Source organism: Pseudomonas sp. P179 (genome assembly GCF_000478485.2).
GTDB classification, from domain to species: domain Bacteria; phylum Pseudomonadota; class Gammaproteobacteria; order Pseudomonadales; family Pseudomonadaceae; genus Pseudomonas; species Pseudomonas aeruginosa.
Genome location: NZ_KI517354.1, coordinates 4,075,236 through 4,091,456, shown reverse-complemented (window position 1 = coordinate 4,091,456; position 16,221 = coordinate 4,075,236). Strand labels below are relative to the sequence as shown.

Genomic DNA, 16,221 nt, shown 5'->3' with positions numbered 1-16,221 from the left:
TGCCATTAGACCAAAGACTAATGCCGGGTCGCCTAGGGCTGCGGCGACCCGGCGAGCGGATCAGAGTCCGACGTTCCTGAGGCGATTGGCATGCTGCCGATAGACCTGGGTCGGGTCGCTCTCGAACAGGCTGACCAGGCCGAGCAACTGGTTGACTTCGTCCAGATGGTCCATCCGGTAGTTGTCCTTCACCACGCTGCCCAGGTGGCTGGAGCATTGGCCGACCAGACCGTCGTTGGCCTCGCCGAACAGCAGCCCGGTCACCGCCAGGCCGGCGGAGCTCGGGTCGAGCGCATTGGTCAGGGAGCCGGTGCCGCTCATCGAGTAGTAGCGCACCCCGGCTACCGTCTCCGCGCCCTGGCCACAGGCGCTGGCCGGGATCGCCTGCGGGAAGCGCTGGTTGAACCGCGCGGTGCCGGGAGTGTTGAGACTGTTCAGGGCAGCCAGCGCGTCGCCCTTGACCCACTCGCCGCCGTCGACGATGTCGACCACCGAGAACAGCGCCTCCACCGCCGAGGCGATCACCTCGGTGCCGATCGGCCCGAGGAACTCGCTGAAGCCGGTCACCGCGTCGGCTACCGGCGTGCCCTTGTGCGGCGTGCCCATGGTGGTGACCGAGGCCACCAGTTGCGGCGCCACCCCGGCGACGTAGCGCACGGTCATGCCGCCCTGGCTGTGGCCGATCAGGTTGACTTTCTCCGCGCCGGTCAGGGCCAGGACTTCCTCCACCTGCGCCAGTAGCTGTTCGCCGCGCACCTCGTTGCTGTTCACCGGCGACTGCGAGGTGGCGAAGACCTTCGCGCCGTCCTTCTCCAGGGCCGGCACGATAGCGTGCCAGTAGTCCACCGGGCCGACGCTCTTGAAGCCGAACAGACCGTGGGACAGCACGATGGGATAGCGCGTGCGGGTGTAGTCGGTCGCAGCGTGCACGGGAAGGCTGGCGGCCAGCGCTACCAGCGCCGCCGCGAGGAACGTCTTGTTCTTGTTCATCGTCGAGACTCCGTTCGGATTGGACAGGCAGTTGGCAAGGCACGTGCTGAGCGGGCCGGAACCCCAGCCTGACAGCGCCGCCAAAGGCGTCGAGCCGTGCTTAAGTTGGGCTTCCGGCGCACGCCATTACCCCGGGTAACAGCGCCGCCGTTCCCATTCCGCCCGCCGCGCCGCAAGTGCTGTCGGAGAGCTTTCGATGCCTGTCACCCGGGGCCACAGCGGTGCAGCGCAGCGAGCACCTATCCGATCAGCCAGTCCGCCGGCTTGACCGAAATGCCTGGCGGTTCCGGCAAGCGGGCCGCATTCGGCGGCGGCGCAACTTCCTATGGTGAAGCGTCCCTGGCTACCGGAACCGCGCCATGCGCAACCCCTACCCGCCGCTCGCCGCCGCTCCCTATCCGCACCTGCTGGCCCCGCTGGACCTGGGCTTCACCCGTCTGCGCAACCGCGTGGTGATGGGTTCGATGCACACCGGGCTGGAGGATCGTCTGTGGGACTTCGGCAAGCTCGCTGCCTACTACCGCGAGCGTGCCCGGGGCGGCGTCGGGCTGATCGTCACCGGCGGCTTCGCGCCCTGCCGCGAAGGTTGGCTGCTGCCCTTCGGCAGCAGCCTCACCAGCGCCCTGGAGGTGCCCGCCCATCGTCGCCTGACCCAGGCGGTGCATGCCGAGGGCGGCAAGATCCTGCTGCAGATCCTCCACGCCGGGCGCTATGGCTACCACCCGATGGCGGTGTCCGCCTCGCCGTTGAAGTCGCCGATCAGTTGGTTCACCCCGCGCGAGCTCTCCGAGCGCGGCATCCGCAAGACCATCCGCGCCTTCGTCCGTTGCGCGCGGCTGGCCAAGGCCGCCGCCTACGACGGCGTGGAGGTGATGGGCAGCGAAGGCTACCTGCTCAACCAGTTCCTCTGCCCGCGCACCAATCGCCGCGACGACCAGTGGGGCGGCCCGCTGGAAAACCGCATGCGCCTGGCGCTGGAGATCGTCCGCGGCATCCGGCGGATCGTCGGCCAACGCTTCATCCTCTGCTATCGCCTGTCGCTGCTCGACCTGGTCGAGGGCGGCAATACCTGGGACGAGGTGCGGCGCATCGCCCTGGCCCTGGAGGAAGCCGGAATCACCCTGCTCAACACCGGCATCGGCTGGCACGAGTCGCGCGTGCCGACCATCGTCACCTCGGTGCCGCGCGCGGCCTTCGCCGAGGTCAGCGCACGGCTGCGCCACGAGCTGAAGGTGCCGGTGATCGCCAGTAACCGGATCAACACCCCCGAGGTCGCCGAATCCCTGCTCGCCACCGACAAGGCCGACCTGGTGTCGATGGCCCGGCCGCTGCTGGCCGACCCGCAGTTCGTGGCCAAGGCCGGCGCCGGCCGGGCCGAGGAGATCAACACCTGCATCGCCTGCAACCAGGCCTGCCTCGATCATGCCTTCGCCAACCGCCGCGCCACCTGCCTGGTCAACCCGCGGGCGGCCTTCGAGACCGAATTGCGCTACCGCAAGGCGCGCACGCAGAAGCGCATCGCGGTGATCGGCGCCGGCCCCGCCGGGCTCTCCGCCGCCTGCGTGGCCGCCGAGCGCGGGCATCGGGTCAGCCTGTTCGAGGCGAGCGGGGAAATCGGCGGGCAGTTCAACCTGGCCAAGCGGATTCCCGGCAAGGAGGAGTTCCGCGAAACCCTGCGCTACTTCCGCGTGCGTCTGGAACGCCTCGGCGTCGACCTGCGCCTCGGCCACCGGGTGCGCCAGGGCGAGCTGGACGGTCAGTTCGACGACGTGGTGGTGGCCACCGGCATCCAGCCACGCCGGCCAAGGATCGACGGCATCGGCGGACCGACCGTACTCAGCTACGTGGACGTGCTGCGCGGCGCGCCGGTGGGCGCGCGGGTCGCCATCGTCGGCGCCGGCGGCATCGGCTTCGACGTCGCCGCCTTCCTCGTCGCCGCGCCCAGCGACGGCCAGCCGCGGGCGCTCGGCGAATGGCTCGCGGAATGGGGCGTGGACCTCGACAACAGCCAGCCCGGCGGCCTCCGCGAACCCGCTCCGACGCGGCCGGCGCGCCAGGTCTGGCTGCTCCAGCGCAAGCCCGGCGCTCCCGGCGCGCAGCTCGGCAAGACCAGCGGCTGGGTACACCGCGCGCACCTCAGGCACAACGCCGTACGGATGCTCGGCGGGGTGGAGTACCTGAAGATCGACGAACGCGGCCTGTTGATCCGCGTCGACGGCGAGGAACGCTGGCTGGAGGTGGACAACGTGGTGATCTGCGCCGGCCAGGAGCCGCTGCGCGAGTTGCAGATCAGCCAGGCGGCGGAAAGCCTGCGCTTCCACCTGATCGGTGGGGCGCGGGTGGCAGGGGAACTGGATGCCAAGCGGGCGATTCGCGAGGGGGCCATGCTGGCGGCGCGCTTGTAGGGGGATAACGCCGCTGGCGGTATGGCTGCCGTAGAGCGAACAACCGCTCGCGGTTACCCGCCGGGCGGAATCCGAGGGCGTGCGATGGGGTCTCGCGTTTTCCTCCTCCGCCCCCGCCTGGTGCATACTGTGCGACTCCCCGTACCACTCCGGCCCGTCCCTCGCCATGCGCGGGGCGCGCTCGCCGTCATCGTTCCAGGAGTCTTGCATGCCCACTCCACCCTGGTGGCTGTTCGTCCTGCCCCTGCTCGCCGGCGCCTGCCTGCCGCTGCAGGCAGGGATCAACGGCCAGTTGGCCAAGCAGGTGTCCAGCGTCCTCGCCGCGGCACTGATCTCGTTCTTCGTCGGCACCCTCGGGTTGCTCGCCCTGACCCTCTCGCAGCGCGAGTTTCCCGGCCTGGCGGCATTGCGCGGGCTGAGCTGGTGGCACTGGTGCGGCGGTTTCCTCGGCATGTTCTTCATCTTCATCGCCGCCTTCGCCGCACCGCGCATCGGCGCGCTGATGTTCATGGTGCTGGTGCTTGCCGGCCAGCTGGGCATGGCCATGAGCCTCGACCACTTCGGTTGGGCCGGCTTCCGCGAGGCACCGATCAGCGCGCTGAAGCTGGGCGGGTTGGCACTGATCGGCGCCGGCATCTGGATGATCCGCAAGGGCTGAGTGCGTCTTGCCGCGGACGCGTCGGCCGGCCTATAGTCGGCCTCGGCGTTCTCCACGCCTCCCGTCCGCGGAAAGGGCAGCGCCCAGGCGATCCACCCCACGCATCGCGCATGCGACTCCAGGCCTGATGGCGGACAAGGCTGCAGAGGAGATCGTATGTCCTTTTCCCGCACTCTCGGCGACGGCCGGATCAATCTCGAACAGCAACGCAAGCGCGCCAAGGAGCTGTTGCGCCAGTGGCGCCGCGACCCGGCCAGCCGTACAGGGCTTCCGGGGCAGGAGCCGCGCCTGGCCGACGCCCAGTGGCAGGTGGCGCGCGAACTGGGCTTCGCCAGTTGGCCGCGACTCAAGGCGCATGTCGACGCCATCGCCTTCGCCAGCCGCCATCCCGATCTGGTCGGCGGCGATGAGGCCGCGACCCTGCACCTGCGCTGCGGCAACGACATCGCCCACGGCCTGAAGCTCGCCGGCTTTCGCGGCGGCTTCCGGATGTTCGCCGACCCGCTGACCATGGGACCGGTGCCGAACCTGCCGTTGCCCGAGTTCCTCGCCCTGCGCAGCGACTACCTGAGCCGCGCCTTCGACCTCGACCCGGCCGACGCCCAGGCCCGCCAGCGCCAGGAATACGCCGGGCTCGAGCGGCTCGGCGAATACTCGCGGGTGGCGCTCTGGTGCGAGGCGGATGCCTACGACCAGTTGTTCCTGGTCCGGGTGCTGGCAGGAATGCAGACGCCGCCGGAGCACCTGGAACTGATCGAGATCGACCGCGTGCCAGGCGTCGAGCGCTTCGTCGGCATCGGCCAACTGGCGCCTGAGCTGCTCGCCTGGCTATGGACCCGGCGTCGCCCGCTGGACGCCGAAGCCCTGGCGCTGGCCCGCGCGGCCTGGGACGCCTACCGCGATCCGGCGCCACTGCGCTGGGCGCAACTGGCCGCCGCGCCGACCCCGGCGCTACCGTTGCTGGGGCCGGCGCTGCGTCGGCAACTGCATGAACTGCCGGCCCTGCGCGACGGCCTGTCGCTGAGCGAACGGCTGACCCTGGAGATCGTCCGCGACAGCGAGCGGCCGAGCGCCGGCCAGGTCTTCGCCGAGCTGACCGCACGGCGCGAGCCGCTGCCCTATCTCGGCGACCTGATGTTCCGCGTCCTGCTCCGCGCGCTGCTGGAAGAGCCCGGCGCGCTGCTGCGCACGCCGGCACCGGAACTGCCCTGGGAACGCCAGCCGCTGGCCCTGACCGCTGCGGGCCGCGAGGTCCTGGCCGGGCGGCGCTACCGCCTCGACCTCGGCGCCCCCGAACGCTGGGTCGGCGGCGTATGCCTGCGCGCCGGCACCGCGCACTGGGCGCTGGACGAGCAGGACCGGCCGGTATGGCGGGAGGACCCACGGCACTGACGCTCATCGCCCGGACGAGCGCAACGGGCGCGCAGCCACTATCATGCGCGCCCGTTTTCCCCGCACCCGCCCGCCGATGAAGAAAATCCCGCTCGCCGCCGCCGACCCCGACCGCCTGGATACCTGGGTGAAATACCGCGAAGGCCTGTGCGGCGAGTGCAACGCGACCTGCTGCACGCTGCCGGTGGAAGTGCGCATCGACGACCTGATCCGCATGGGACTGGTCGACGAGTTCGAGCGCGAGGAGCCGGCCAAGCGAATCGCCAAGCGACTGGAAAAGGATGGCGTGATCGAGCACTTCAACCACAAGCGCGAGATCTTCACCCTCACCCGCATGGCCAACGGCGACTGCCTGTACCTCGACCGCAAGACCCGCCTGTGCACCATCTATGCCCGCCGCCCGGACACCTGCCGCAACCACCCGCGCATCGGCCCGCGTCCCGGCTACTGCGCCTACCGGCCGAGGTAGTCTCAGCCAGGCGGCGCCACGCCCTGGCATAGCTGGTATTGTCCCACCGGCGGCCGGCAGCGCAAGCGCTGGCGCACCTCGTCGGGCAAGGCGCCGAACGAACGCGAGCGGATCGCCAGCAGGGCGTCGCGACGCAACCAGCCGGCCAGCTCGCTGTCCTCCGCCCGTTGCGCCCGCCCGCCGCTGTAGAACACTGCCGAGTACGGCCGCTTCGGCCAGAACACCAGCGGCCGCTCGCGCCAGCCGGCGTCGCTGGCCAGCAGCGCGGCGGTGGACTTCTGCTCGGCGCGCGAGCCCAGCAGCAGGGAGCCGAGGAACAGCGCGAACAGCAATGGGGTCAGTGCCAGGCAAGCCAACCCACCACGCCGCAGCCAGGCGCTGCGCGCCAGCGGCGCGCGCAGCAGGTCGGCGGCGAGCAACGCCAGAGCCGGCAGGCCGGGCAGCACGTAGGTCCAGAGGACGTTGCCGGCGAAGGTGAAGAACAGGCACGGCGCCAGTCCCCAGAACAGCCAGTAGCGCCTGCGCGAGGCGACGCCATCGACCACCTCCCCGCGCTGGCGCCAGCCCAGCCAGAGCAGCAGCGGCAGCCAGAGGCTCCAGGGAAACGCGGCGGCCAGCAGGAACAGCCAGACGCTGCCGTAGGGATAGGCGTGGGCATTGCCGTAACGGTCGCCGTCCCAGCCGGCGGTGACGAAGCGCTGCCAATGCTCGCCGAGCAGGAAGTACTCGAGGAAGCCCGGCGTCTTCAACTCCGCCAGCAGGTACCAGGGCGCGGCCACCAGGAGCATCAGCAGGCTTCCGCGGATCCATGGCAGGCCCCGCCAGAGCGCGCGCCAGCGCCACTCCAGCAAGGTCCACAGGCCGATCGGCAGTCCGGCGAGGATCAGCGTCAGCGGCCCCTTCGCCAGCAGCCCGAGGCCGAGGCCGAGGAACATCAGCCAGCCCTCGCGGCGCCGGATTCCCTCCGCGCCATGCAGGCCCAGCCAGAAGCCGCGCATGGCCAGGACCAGCGCCAGGGCCAGGGCCATGTCGGTCATTACCGCCCCGGAGGCGACGAAGAACAGCGCCGAACTGCCCAGCAGGACGCAGGCGATCCGCGCCTGCCGACGATCTTCGCGAGCCTGCCAGTCCCATACCAGCCACAGCACCAGCACGCCCAGCAACCAGTGCGGCAGGCGGCTGGCGAACTCGTTGGCGCCGAGCAGAAGCTGGCCGCCGGCGCTGAGCCAGAAGGCCAGCGGCGGCTTGCCCCAGAACGGCACGCCGACGTCGTACCAGGGCGTGATCCAGTCGCCCAGTTCGGCCATCTTCCGCGCCACCTCGCCATAGCGGGCCTCGGTGGTGTCCATCAGCGGATAGCTGCCCAGGCTCAGCAGGCGGATGGCGAAGGCCAGGGCGAGCAGGAACCAGGCCAGCGGCCAGCCGCGCAGCGCCCTCACGGATTGGCCCCGCCGACCTGAGCCGGCAGGTAGCGGTCGATCAGGTAGAGCGGGCGGCGCCGCGCTTCCATGGTCATCCGCCCGAGGTATTCGCTGCACACGCCGATGGCCAGCAGTTGCAGGCCGCCGATCAGGAACAGCGCGGCGATCACCGGCCAGTGTTCGTGGATCTCCTGCTGGCCGAAGATCCCGGCGAGCAGGGTCGCCAGGGCCGCCAACAGGCTGAGCAGGCCGAGGTAGCCGGCGACCTTCAGCGGCGCGGTGGAAAACCCGGTGATGCCTTCCAGGGCGAAGTTCCACAGCCGCCAGTAGCGCCACTTGCTGTGGCCGGCGACGCGGGCGGCGCGGCTATAGGCGATATCGACCTGGCGGAAACCGACCCAGGCGAACAGTCCCTTCATGAAGCGATTGCCTTCCGGCAGCTCGCAAAGGGCATCGACCACCCGCCGGTCGAGCAGGCGGAAGTCGCCGACGTCGCGCGGGATCGGCACCTCGCTGAGGCGGTTGATCAGCCGGTAGAAGGCGCTCGCCGAGGCGCGCTTCAGCCAGCTTTCGCCGGCCCGGCTGCGGCGGCGCATGTTGACCATTTCGGCGCCGCCGATCCAGGCGTCGAGCATCTGCGGGATCAGTTCCGGGGGATCCTGCAGGTCGGCATCGATGACGATCACCGCGGCGCCGCGCGACAGCTTGAGCCCGGCGCTCATCGCCTGTTCCTTGCCGAAGTTGCGGGTGAAGCGGGCCACGCCCACCCGGCGGTCGGCGGCCTGTAGCTGGGCGAGGATCACCGCGCTGCGGTCGGTGCTGCCGTCGTCGACATAGAGCACCTCGCAATCGTCGCCAAGGTCGCCGAGCACGGCGCCCAGGCGCTGGTGGAAGGCCGGCAGCACCGCCTCCTCGTTGAACACCGGCACTACCACGCTGAGCAGGCAGGGGGCCTCGAGCTTCGACGCCAGGGAAGGTTCGATCATCATGAGAAGGTCCAGAGTCGATGAAGGTGATAGGTCGCCAACAGCAGTGCGCCGGTCGCGGCGAGCTGGGCCAGGCGGTAGTCGAGTCCGGCGAGGTCGCCGAGCAGCAACACCAGGACGGCGTTGCCGAGTACGCAAAGCAGGCTGACGGCGAAGAAGCGCGGCAGCGAACGGAACACCGGGCCACGGTGGCGGAAAGTCTTCCAGCGATGCCCCAGGTAGGCAGCCAGAGCCCCGCAGCCTGCTCCCGTCGCGGCGGCCACGGCGGCGCCGACGGCGAAGCCCTCGACCAGGAGGGTCAGCACCAGGTAATGAACGGCGGTGGCACCGGCGCCGACCGAGACGAAACGCCCCAGGAGCATGCATGGCTTCCTCTGGAAACAACCGACGCCGGCATTCTAGGAAGGTGCGCAAAGCCCCGCGGTTAGCGCTGCGCAAGCTTCCTGACAGGTTTTCGCAGGGTTCCCCGCGGCAGGCCTGGAAGCCGCGTCGGACAAGGAATACACGGCAGGCAGAGGTCTGTTACCGGATATGAAAAACGGGTTTTCCGCAGGCCTCGCCGCCGTCGCTATACTGCCCGGCCGATCCGGAGGACCCCATGAGCCTGTTGCGCGATGCCTGGCGCCACGCCCCGACCCACCACAGGGTCTGGGCGCTGGCCGGGCCGATGATTCTGTCGAACGTTTCCGTTCCCCTGGTGCACCTGGTGGACAGCACGGTGGTCGGCCACCTGCCGCACGCCTACCAGCTCGGCGCGGTAGCCGTGGGCGGCAGCCTGTACACCCTGATGGTCGGCGTGCTCGGCTTCCTGCGCATGGGCACCACCGGCTTCGCCGCCCAGGCCGCCGGCCGCGACGATGGCGGCGCGCTGCGCCTGATCCTCGCCCAGGGCCTGGGCATGGCGCTGCTCCTGGCCCTGCTGCTCGGCGCGCTGGCCCTGCCCCTGAGCGGCTGGGCCCTGCAACTGATGCAACCTTCGGCGGAACTGACCGGCGAGGCCCGCGCCTTCTTCCATACCCGCCTGCTCGGCCTGCCGGCGGCCCTGGCCAGCTACGCACTGGTCGGCTGGTTCCTCGGCACGCAGAACGCACGGGCGCCATTGGCGATCCTGTTGACCACCAACCTGAGCAACATCGCCCTGGTGCTCTGGTTCGTCCACGGCCTCGACTGGGGCGTGCAAGGCGCGGCCCGCGCCTCGGTGCTGGCGGAATGGAGCGGCGCCCTGCTCGGCCTGGCCCTGACCCGCCGCGACCTGGCCCGGCGCCCCGGGCGGGCGCAGTGGCAACGCCTGCGCCACTGGCTGTCCTGGCTGCCGCTGCTGATGGTCAACCGGGATATCTTCATCCGCAGCCTGGCCCTGCAACTGGTGTTTTTCCTGCTCACCGTACAGGGCACCCGCCTCGGCGACGCCACGGTAGCCGCCAACGCCCTGCTGCTCAACGGCCTGCTCCTGACGTCCTACGCCCTCGACGGTCTCGCCCACGCGGTGGAGGCGCTCTGCGGCCACGCCATCGGCGCCCGCGACCGAGCCGCCCTGCGCCGCGCGCTGGTGGTAGCCGGTGGTTGGTCGCTGCTGGCAAGCCTGGCGTTCGCCGCGCTGTTCGCCTTGTTCGGCCACCTGTTCATCGACCTGCAGAGCGACATCGCCGGCGTCCGCGAAGTCGCCTACGCCTATCTGCCGTACCTGGCCTGCCTGCCGCTGCTGGGGATGTGGAGCTATCTGCTCGACGGCCTGTTCATCGGCGCCACCCGCGCCCGCGAGATGCGTAACGCGATGCTCGTCGCGGTGGCCGCCAGCCTGCCCCTCGGCTGGCTGTTGCAGGGGCTGGGCAACCACGGGCTATGGCTGGCGTTCCTCGCCTTCATGCTGCTGCGCGGGCTGGTCCTGGCCGCCTACGGCTGGCGCCTGACCCGCCGCGATGGCTGGTTCGCCGCTCAGGGCGCCGACAGCGGGCGATAGGCGAGCATCAGCGGGACGTCGGCAGCGTGCGCGACCTGTATCAGTTCGCTGGCCAGGCGCCCGCCGGGAAACACCAGCACCAGGTCCGGCGCGGCATCGCCGAGGACGGCCTCGCCATACTCGCGCAGGGCGTTGTCGCTGCCACTGCGCTCCGGATAATCGTAGGCGCGCGAATCCGCGCCACGCTCGCGGCACCAGCGCTCGGCCTCGTCCGGCCGGCCGCTGCCGGCATGCAGCAGGTGGCCGAGCAGCGCCACCGGTTGCAGGCCGTGGCACTGGTCGAGCGCCAGGCGCAGGCGTTCGGCGTCCTTGAAATGGCGTCCGGCGCAGATCAGGAGGCGCATGCCGATCCCTCCCCTTGCCCTGGCTCGTCCGGCCGCTTCGCCATCGGATCGATGCCGCTGCGTTCGAGCAGCGGATAGGCCAGGGCGGTGACATGATGGTGGATGCGTCGGTAGTCGCGGAGAATGCGCTGGAACACGTCACCGGACTCCACCCAGGCACCGCGATCGTCGCGCAGGCGACGGAAGCGCTCGCGACTGGCATCGGCCTCCAGTCGCTGCAGCAACTTCTTGCGCGCCACCAGGCGCAGCGCGGCGTCCAGGTCTTCGCGAAGGAACGCGCTGATCGCCAGGTGCAGGCTCTCCTCGATCGCCGCCTGCAACGGCAGCATGCGGCCCAGCTCGAACTCGCTGCCGGCGCGACTGCGCCCGGCCCAGCGCATCGCCAGGGGCAGCAGGCTGTTGGCGACGAGATCGCCGATGTGCTCGATGTTGATGGCGAACAGAAGGATTTCCTGGGCACGATCGGCGTCGCTGTCGCCGAGGCCGTCCTGGCCGAGGTCTGCCAGGTAGGCGCGGATCGCCGCACTCAACTGGTCGAGGGCCTGGTCCTGGCGACGGATTTCCGCCGCCACCTTCGCCTCCGGTCGCTGCAACAGGCCGCTGGTGGCGCGCAGCATCAGACTGGCCATGTCGGCCAGCCGCAGGACTTCGCGAGTAGCGTTGGCCAGGCCGATGTTGGCCACCTCCAGCCCGGCTTCGTCGAGGTAGCGCGGCATGCCCGGCTCGTCGGACTGTGCCTCTTCCGGCAACAGGCGCGCGAGCAGCGCCGCAAGGGGTCCGGTGAAGCCGATCGCCAGCAGTGCCAGAGCCAGGTTGAAAGCACTGTGGAACCAGACCGCCGCCGCACCGCCGAGTGCGTTGGCCGGTTGCGCCAGCGCCGTCAGCCAGGGCAGCACCAGCAGGCAACCGAGCAGGCGCACCAGCAGGTTGCCCAACGGCAGGCGCCGCGCCACCCGGCTACCGGCCACCCCTAGCGCCGGCAAGGCGCCGCCGAGGTTGGCACCGAGCACCAGGGCCAGGGCGATGGGCAGCGAGACCAGTCCGGCCTGGGCCAGGGACGCCACCAGCAGTACCACCGCGACACTGGAATGGCAGGCCCAGGTCAGCAGCGCGGCGAGCAGCAGGGCGATCAGCGGATCGCCTTCGAGGCAGTGGATCACCGCGACAAAGGCTGGCGAGGCCTCGATCTGCTGCAGGGAATGGCCGAGCAACGCCAGCGCCAGGAGCATCAGGCCGAGTCCGATCAGGCACTGGCCAAGGCTCTCCAGGCGTGGACCGTCGCCCAGGCGGAACAGCAGCAGGCCGGACAGCAGGGCCAGCGGCGCCAGCAACGAGGTGTCGAAGCTGAGCAGTTGCACCACCAGGGTGGTGCCGACGTTGGCGCCGAGCATCACTGCCAGCGCCGGCGCCAGGCCCAGGGTGCCACTGGCAGTGAAGGACGCTGCCATCAGGCTGGTGGCGGTGCTGCTCTGCAGCAGGCCGGTGATGCCGAGCCCGGCGAGCAGGGCCAGCCAGCGGTTGCCCAGGTGGCGGCCGAGCCAGTTGCGCAGCACAGTGCCGAAACCGCGCAGCACGCCGCTGGAGACCATGTGCGTGCCCCACAACAGGAGGGCCACGGCACCGGCCAGGTTGATCAGGAGGATGGTTCCCAGCATGGCGGAACTCCCGGTTCGGAATGGATCGTGAAGGGAACGGGCTCATTGACCCATGGCCAGCCTGAGCGAGGCACGGTTGAGCGCGCTCGAGCAGTCCAGCAGGTATTTCACTTCGACCTGGCTCAGGCGGCCGCTGGCATATGCGCGCACGCTGACCACCATCAGCAGGTGCGCGGCCTTCGCCAGCAGCCGTGCTGCCAGGCCACAGAGCGCGCGGCGAGACGCGCCCAGGCATTTGCGTACGACGTTCATGGCTGCTTCCTCGGTGGAGGAGCGCGCCGCAGCGCGGCACGCCCTTGGGCTCAGAAACGCAAGGTCGCTCCCGAGACCAGCCATCGCTCGCGCTCGCCGCGCAGGTGGCCGCCGACCAGCAGATCGAGGTCCAGCCGTTCGCCCAGGTGCAGCCGCGGTCCGGCCTGCCAGCCGCTGTCGCCGGCCGACTCGCCGAAGCGTTCGGCGATCAGGGTCAACGGCTGGCCGACCCGGTATTCCATGCCCACGCCCCAGTTCCAGCGATGCCGGCGCTCGCCCTCGGCGTAGGCATGCCCCAGGCCGACCCCGGCGTTCAGGCGCAGGGCCTCGAACGGCTGGTAGCTCAGCGGCAGGTTGAAGCCGGCGCCTTCGAAGGCGTGCCGGCGGTCCAGGTAGAGATCCGCCGAGAGCGCGAAGGCCAACGCCAGGCCGAGGTCGTCGCGGGCCAGCAGCGGTGTCTTCAGCTCGGGGCTGAGGCGGCTGTGCCGATCGCCTGCGTCGCCCTCGCGCACCAGCGCCGCGCCGAGCTGCACCGATGGTAGGGCGGAGAAGGTGCAGGCTGGCGACAGCACCGACTGGTAGCGGTTGCCGTGGTGGCGTTCGCGCTGGTGCCAGGCGTCCAGGTTGCATTCGCCGACGGGGTCGATCTCGCCGTCGTCGACCCGGTAGGCGCCGCCCGCGGCGCGAGCCTCGGACAGCAGCGCCAGCAGCAGGACGCAGGCTAGCGCGGCGGCGACGAAGCCCAGGCGCCAGGACAGGGCGCGTCGCAGCGCGGCCGGCAGCGGTTGGAAAAGGGGCGCCCGCGGGCGCCGGTCGTGCAGGGTCATGATGCGTCTCTCCATGCGTGGGTCCGGTGTGCGTTGCGCGGCGCGGCGAGGCTTGCCGACGCGCCGGGAAAGGCCGGGACGAAGCCCGGCCGATCGCTCAGAACCACTGGCCGAAGCGGCGGATGTAGAGGGTCTTCATGGTCTGCGCGGTGACGCAGTAGCAGAGCAGCGTGCCCACCAGCCAGGGGAAGTACTCCCACGGCAGCGGCTGCAGGCCGACCATCGCCCCCAGCGGCGAGAACGGCACGTAGATGCCCAGCGCCATCACCAGCCCGGTCATCAGCATCACCGGCAGCGCCGCGGTGCTCTGGATGAAGGGAATCTTCTGGGTACGCAGCATGTGCACCACCAGGGTCTGCGAGAGCAGGCCCTCGATGAACCAGCCGGACTGGAACAGCGACTGCATTTCCGGGCTGTTGGCGGCGAACACGAACCACATCAGCGCGTAGGTGGTGATGTCGAAGATCGACGAGGTCGGGCCGATCCAGACCATGAAGCGGCCGATGTTCTTCGAGTCCCACTTGCGCGGCTTGGCGAGGAACTCCTTGTCCATCTTGTCCCACGGCAGCGACAGCTGGGAGATGTCGTACATCAGGTTCTGCAGCAGCAGGTGGATCGCCAGCATCGGCAGGAAGGGGATGAAGGCGCTGGCCACCAGTACCGAGAACACGTTGCCGAAGTTGGAGCTGGCAGTCATGTTCAGGTACTTCATGATGTTGCCGAAGGTCTCGCGGCCCTTGATAACGCCCTCCTCCAGGACCATCAGGCTTTTTTCCAGGAGGATGATGTCGGCCGATTCCTTGGCGATGTCGGTGCCGCTGTCCACCGAGATGCCGACATCGGCATCTCGCAGCGCGGGGGCGTCGTTGATGCCGTCGCCGAGGAAGCCAACGGTGTGTCCGTTGCCCTGCAGGGCCTTGAGCACCCGCGACTTCTGCAGCGGCGTCAGCTTGGCGAACACCGTGCGCTCCTCGGCCAGGCGTTGCAGGGTGGCATCGTCCATCAGGTCGATGTCGCGACCGAGCAGCGGCTCGCCGACGTCCAGGCCGACCTCGCGGCAGATCTTCGCGCTGACCACCGGGTTGTCGCCGGTGAGCACCTTCACCGCCACGCCGTTCTCGCGCAACGCGGCGATGGCCGGGCCGGCGGTTTCCTTCGGTGGATCGAGGAAGGTCAGCAGGCCGGCGATCACCAGGTCGCGCTCGTCGCTGGCGCCGTACTGGGCCTGGGACTCCGTGCGCGAGAGGCTGCGGGTGCCGAGCAGGAGCACGCGGAAGCCGTCGCGGTTGTATTGCTCGGCCAGCGCCAGCAGGGCCCGGCGGCGTTCCTCGTCGAGCGGCAGGTCGACACCGTCCTGGTGCACGCGGGTGGCGATCTCGAGCATTTCCTCGACCGCGCCCTTGCACACCAGCAGGTGTTCGCCGTCCTTGCCCTCGAGGATCACCGAGAGACGCCGACGGACGAAATCGAAGGGCAGTTCGTCGACCTTGCGCCAGGCATCCGACGGCGTGATGCGCGGGTTCTGTTCGACGAAGGCGACCACCGCGCGGTCCATCAGGTTCTTCATCCCGGACTGGTGGAAGCTGTTCAGCCAGGCCATTTGCAGGACCCGGTCGCAGCGCCGGCCGGCAACGTCGACGTGATGCTCGAGGATGATCCGGTCCTGGGTCAGGGTACCGGTCTTGTCGGTGCAGAGCACGTCCATGGCGCCGAAGTTCTGGATCGCGTTGAGGCGCTTGACCACCACCTTGCGCCGCGACATCGCCACCGCGCCCTTGGCCAGGTTGGCGCTGACGATCATCGGCAGCATTTCCGGGGTCAGGCCGACCGCCACGGCGAGAGCGAACATGAACGCCTCGGTCCAGTCGCCCTTGGTGAAACCGTTGATCAGCAGCACGATCGGCACCATCACCAGCATGAAGCGGATCAGCAGCCAACTGACGCTGTTCACCCCACGGTCGAAGGCGGTCTGCGCCCGCGAACCGACGATGGAACGGGCCAGCGAACCGAAATAGGTGCGCGCACCGGTGGCGACCACCACCGCGGTGGCCGTGCCGCTGACCACGTTGGTGCCCATGAAGCAGATGTTCGGCAGTTCGAGCAGGTCCTGCTGGTCGGCGGCGATCCGCTTGGCGGACTTCTCGCGGACCGCGCCGAGGGTGTCGTATTTCTCCACCGGCAGCGCCTCGCCGGTGAGTACGGCCTGGCTGATGAACAGGTCGCGCGATTCGATCAGGCGGATGTCGGCGGGGATCATGTCGCCGGCGGACAGGCGCACGATGTCGCCGACCACCAGTTCGCCCATGGGGATTTCCCGCAGCTCGCCGCGCATCCCGCGCTCGTCGCGGCGCAGCACGGTGGCGGTGTTCCGCACCATGGCCTTAAGCGCCTCGGCGGCCTTGCCCGAACGGTATTCCTGCCAGAAGCGCATCAGGCCGCTGACCAGGACCATGCAGAGGACGATGATGACGCCGGTGAGATCGGTTTCCTCACCGTCCTGCAGGGGCAGCCAGAAGTCGGTGAAGAAGCTGATCGCAGAGAGCGTCATCAGCACGTAGATGAAGGGGTTGTTGAACGCCTGCAGCAATTGCACCAGGACGTGTGGCGGACGGTCGTGGGCCACTTCGTTGGGGCCGTCGGCGTGCAGCCGGGCGGCGGCCTCGGCCTGGTCGAGGCCGTCCTGGCGACCGCGGACGTTGGTGAGGGTGGTTTCCAGGCTGTTCTGCGCTTCGCGGGCGGCGCGCATGGACAGTCGGTCGTTGCGGCGCTCGGTGTCGAGCTGGGTATTGCGTTGGGTCGCTACGCTCATGACTCGGTCTCCTGTCGCGAGCTGCGCGACGGCGACACGAGTCGGTTGCCGGT

At 69.6% G+C, this 16,221-nt stretch carries 13 protein-coding genes and 1 pseudogene; 5 read left to right on the top strand and 9 right to left on the bottom strand.

What is annotated here, in order from left to right:
• Window positions 1-60: 60 nt before the first annotated feature.
• On the bottom strand, window positions 61-990 hold the full coding sequence (gene lipC, locus HMPREF1224_RS31265; RefSeq protein ID WP_003095318.1) for a lipase LipC: 930 nt from the start codon (window positions 988-990) through the stop codon (window positions 61-63).
• Between the two features lie 359 nt (window positions 991-1,349).
• Here lipC and HMPREF1224_RS31260 point away from each other — a divergent pair, with 359 nt between their 5' ends.
• From HMPREF1224_RS31260 to HMPREF1224_RS31245, 4 genes and pseudogenes are all read left to right on the top strand, one after another.
• Window positions 1,350-3,395 (top strand): NADPH-dependent 2,4-dienoyl-CoA reductase, encoded by a 2,046-nt coding sequence (locus HMPREF1224_RS31260; RefSeq protein ID WP_003116092.1) that lies wholly within the window; start codon window positions 1,350-1,352, stop codon window positions 3,393-3,395.
• 208 nt (window positions 3,396-3,603) lie between these two features.
• The gene (locus HMPREF1224_RS31255) at window positions 3,604-4,053 is read left to right on the top strand and encodes a DMT family transporter (RefSeq protein ID WP_003095321.1); all 450 of its coding nucleotides are present in this window, start codon (window positions 3,604-3,606) and stop codon (window positions 4,051-4,053) included.
• A 156-nt stretch (window positions 4,054-4,209) separates the two neighbouring features.
• Window positions 4,210-5,445 carry a DUF1835 domain-containing protein gene (locus tag HMPREF1224_RS31250; RefSeq protein WP_010793728.1) on the top strand — a complete coding sequence of 412 codons (1,236 nt, stop codon included), beginning with the start codon at window positions 4,210-4,212 and terminating at the stop codon, window positions 5,443-5,445.
• Window positions 5,421-5,914 (top strand): annotated as a pseudogene (locus HMPREF1224_RS31245) (YkgJ family cysteine cluster protein). Before HMPREF1224_RS31250 ends, HMPREF1224_RS31245 begins: the two are co-directional and overlap by 25 nt.
• 2 nt (window positions 5,915-5,916) lie before the next feature.
• On the opposite strand, the gene HMPREF1224_RS31240 reads toward HMPREF1224_RS31245, so the two are convergent.
• The 3 genes from HMPREF1224_RS31240 to HMPREF1224_RS31230 are packed head-to-tail and all read right to left on the bottom strand — an operon-like array spanning window position 5,917 to window position 8,683.
• On the bottom strand, window positions 5,917-7,353 hold the full coding sequence (locus HMPREF1224_RS31240) for an ArnT family glycosyltransferase (RefSeq protein WP_003162670.1): 1,437 nt from the start codon (window positions 7,351-7,353) through the stop codon (window positions 5,917-5,919).
• On the bottom strand, window positions 7,350-8,324 hold the full coding sequence (locus HMPREF1224_RS31235) for a glycosyltransferase family 2 protein (protein ID WP_010793727.1): 975 nt from the start codon (window positions 8,322-8,324) through the stop codon (window positions 7,350-7,352). Before HMPREF1224_RS31235 ends, HMPREF1224_RS31240 begins: the two co-directional genes overlap by 4 nt.
• The gene (locus tag HMPREF1224_RS31230; RefSeq protein WP_003116095.1) at window positions 8,321-8,683 is read right to left on the bottom strand and encodes a GtrA family protein; all 363 of its coding nucleotides are present in this window, start codon (window positions 8,681-8,683) and stop codon (window positions 8,321-8,323) included. Before HMPREF1224_RS31230 ends, HMPREF1224_RS31235 begins: the two co-directional genes overlap by 4 nt.
• Before the next feature lie 236 nt (window positions 8,684-8,919).
• Here HMPREF1224_RS31230 and HMPREF1224_RS31225 point away from each other — a divergent pair, with 236 nt between their 5' ends.
• Window positions 8,920-10,281: an MATE family efflux transporter gene (locus HMPREF1224_RS31225; RefSeq protein WP_003095327.1), complete on the top strand. Its 1,362-nt coding sequence runs from the start codon at window positions 8,920-8,922 to the stop codon at window positions 10,279-10,281.
• Here the strand turns inward: HMPREF1224_RS31225 and HMPREF1224_RS31220 are convergent.
• The 5 genes from HMPREF1224_RS31220 to mgtA form a co-directional block, all read right to left on the bottom strand.
• Window positions 10,257-10,625, bottom strand: coding sequence for an SLOG family protein (locus HMPREF1224_RS31220; protein WP_003161331.1), 369 nt, complete (start codon window positions 10,623-10,625; stop codon window positions 10,257-10,259). The two genes, HMPREF1224_RS31225 and HMPREF1224_RS31220, sit on opposite strands and share 25 nt — an antisense overlap.
• Window positions 10,613-12,280 carry a Na/Pi cotransporter family protein gene (locus HMPREF1224_RS31215; protein ID WP_010793726.1) on the bottom strand — a complete coding sequence of 556 codons (1,668 nt, stop codon included), beginning with the start codon at window positions 12,278-12,280 and terminating at the stop codon, window positions 10,613-10,615. The genes HMPREF1224_RS31220 and HMPREF1224_RS31215 overlap by 13 nt, the downstream gene beginning before the upstream one ends.
• A gap of 42 nt (window positions 12,281-12,322) precedes the next feature.
• A complete protein-coding gene (locus tag HMPREF1224_RS31210) occupies window positions 12,323-12,532 on the bottom strand; it encodes a hypothetical protein (protein WP_003104324.1) in 210 nt (69 codons plus the stop codon).
• 50 nt (window positions 12,533-12,582) lie between these two features.
• Window positions 12,583-13,359 (bottom strand): hypothetical protein, encoded by a 777-nt coding sequence (locus HMPREF1224_RS31205; RefSeq protein WP_003095332.1) that lies wholly within the window; start codon window positions 13,357-13,359, stop codon window positions 12,583-12,585.
• Window positions 13,360-13,456: 97 nt separating this feature from the next.
• Entirely contained in the window at window positions 13,457-16,168 is a 2,712-nt protein-coding gene (gene mgtA / locus HMPREF1224_RS31200; RefSeq protein ID WP_003095335.1) for a magnesium-translocating P-type ATPase, read from the bottom strand.
• Window positions 16,169-16,221: the final 53 nt, after the last annotated feature.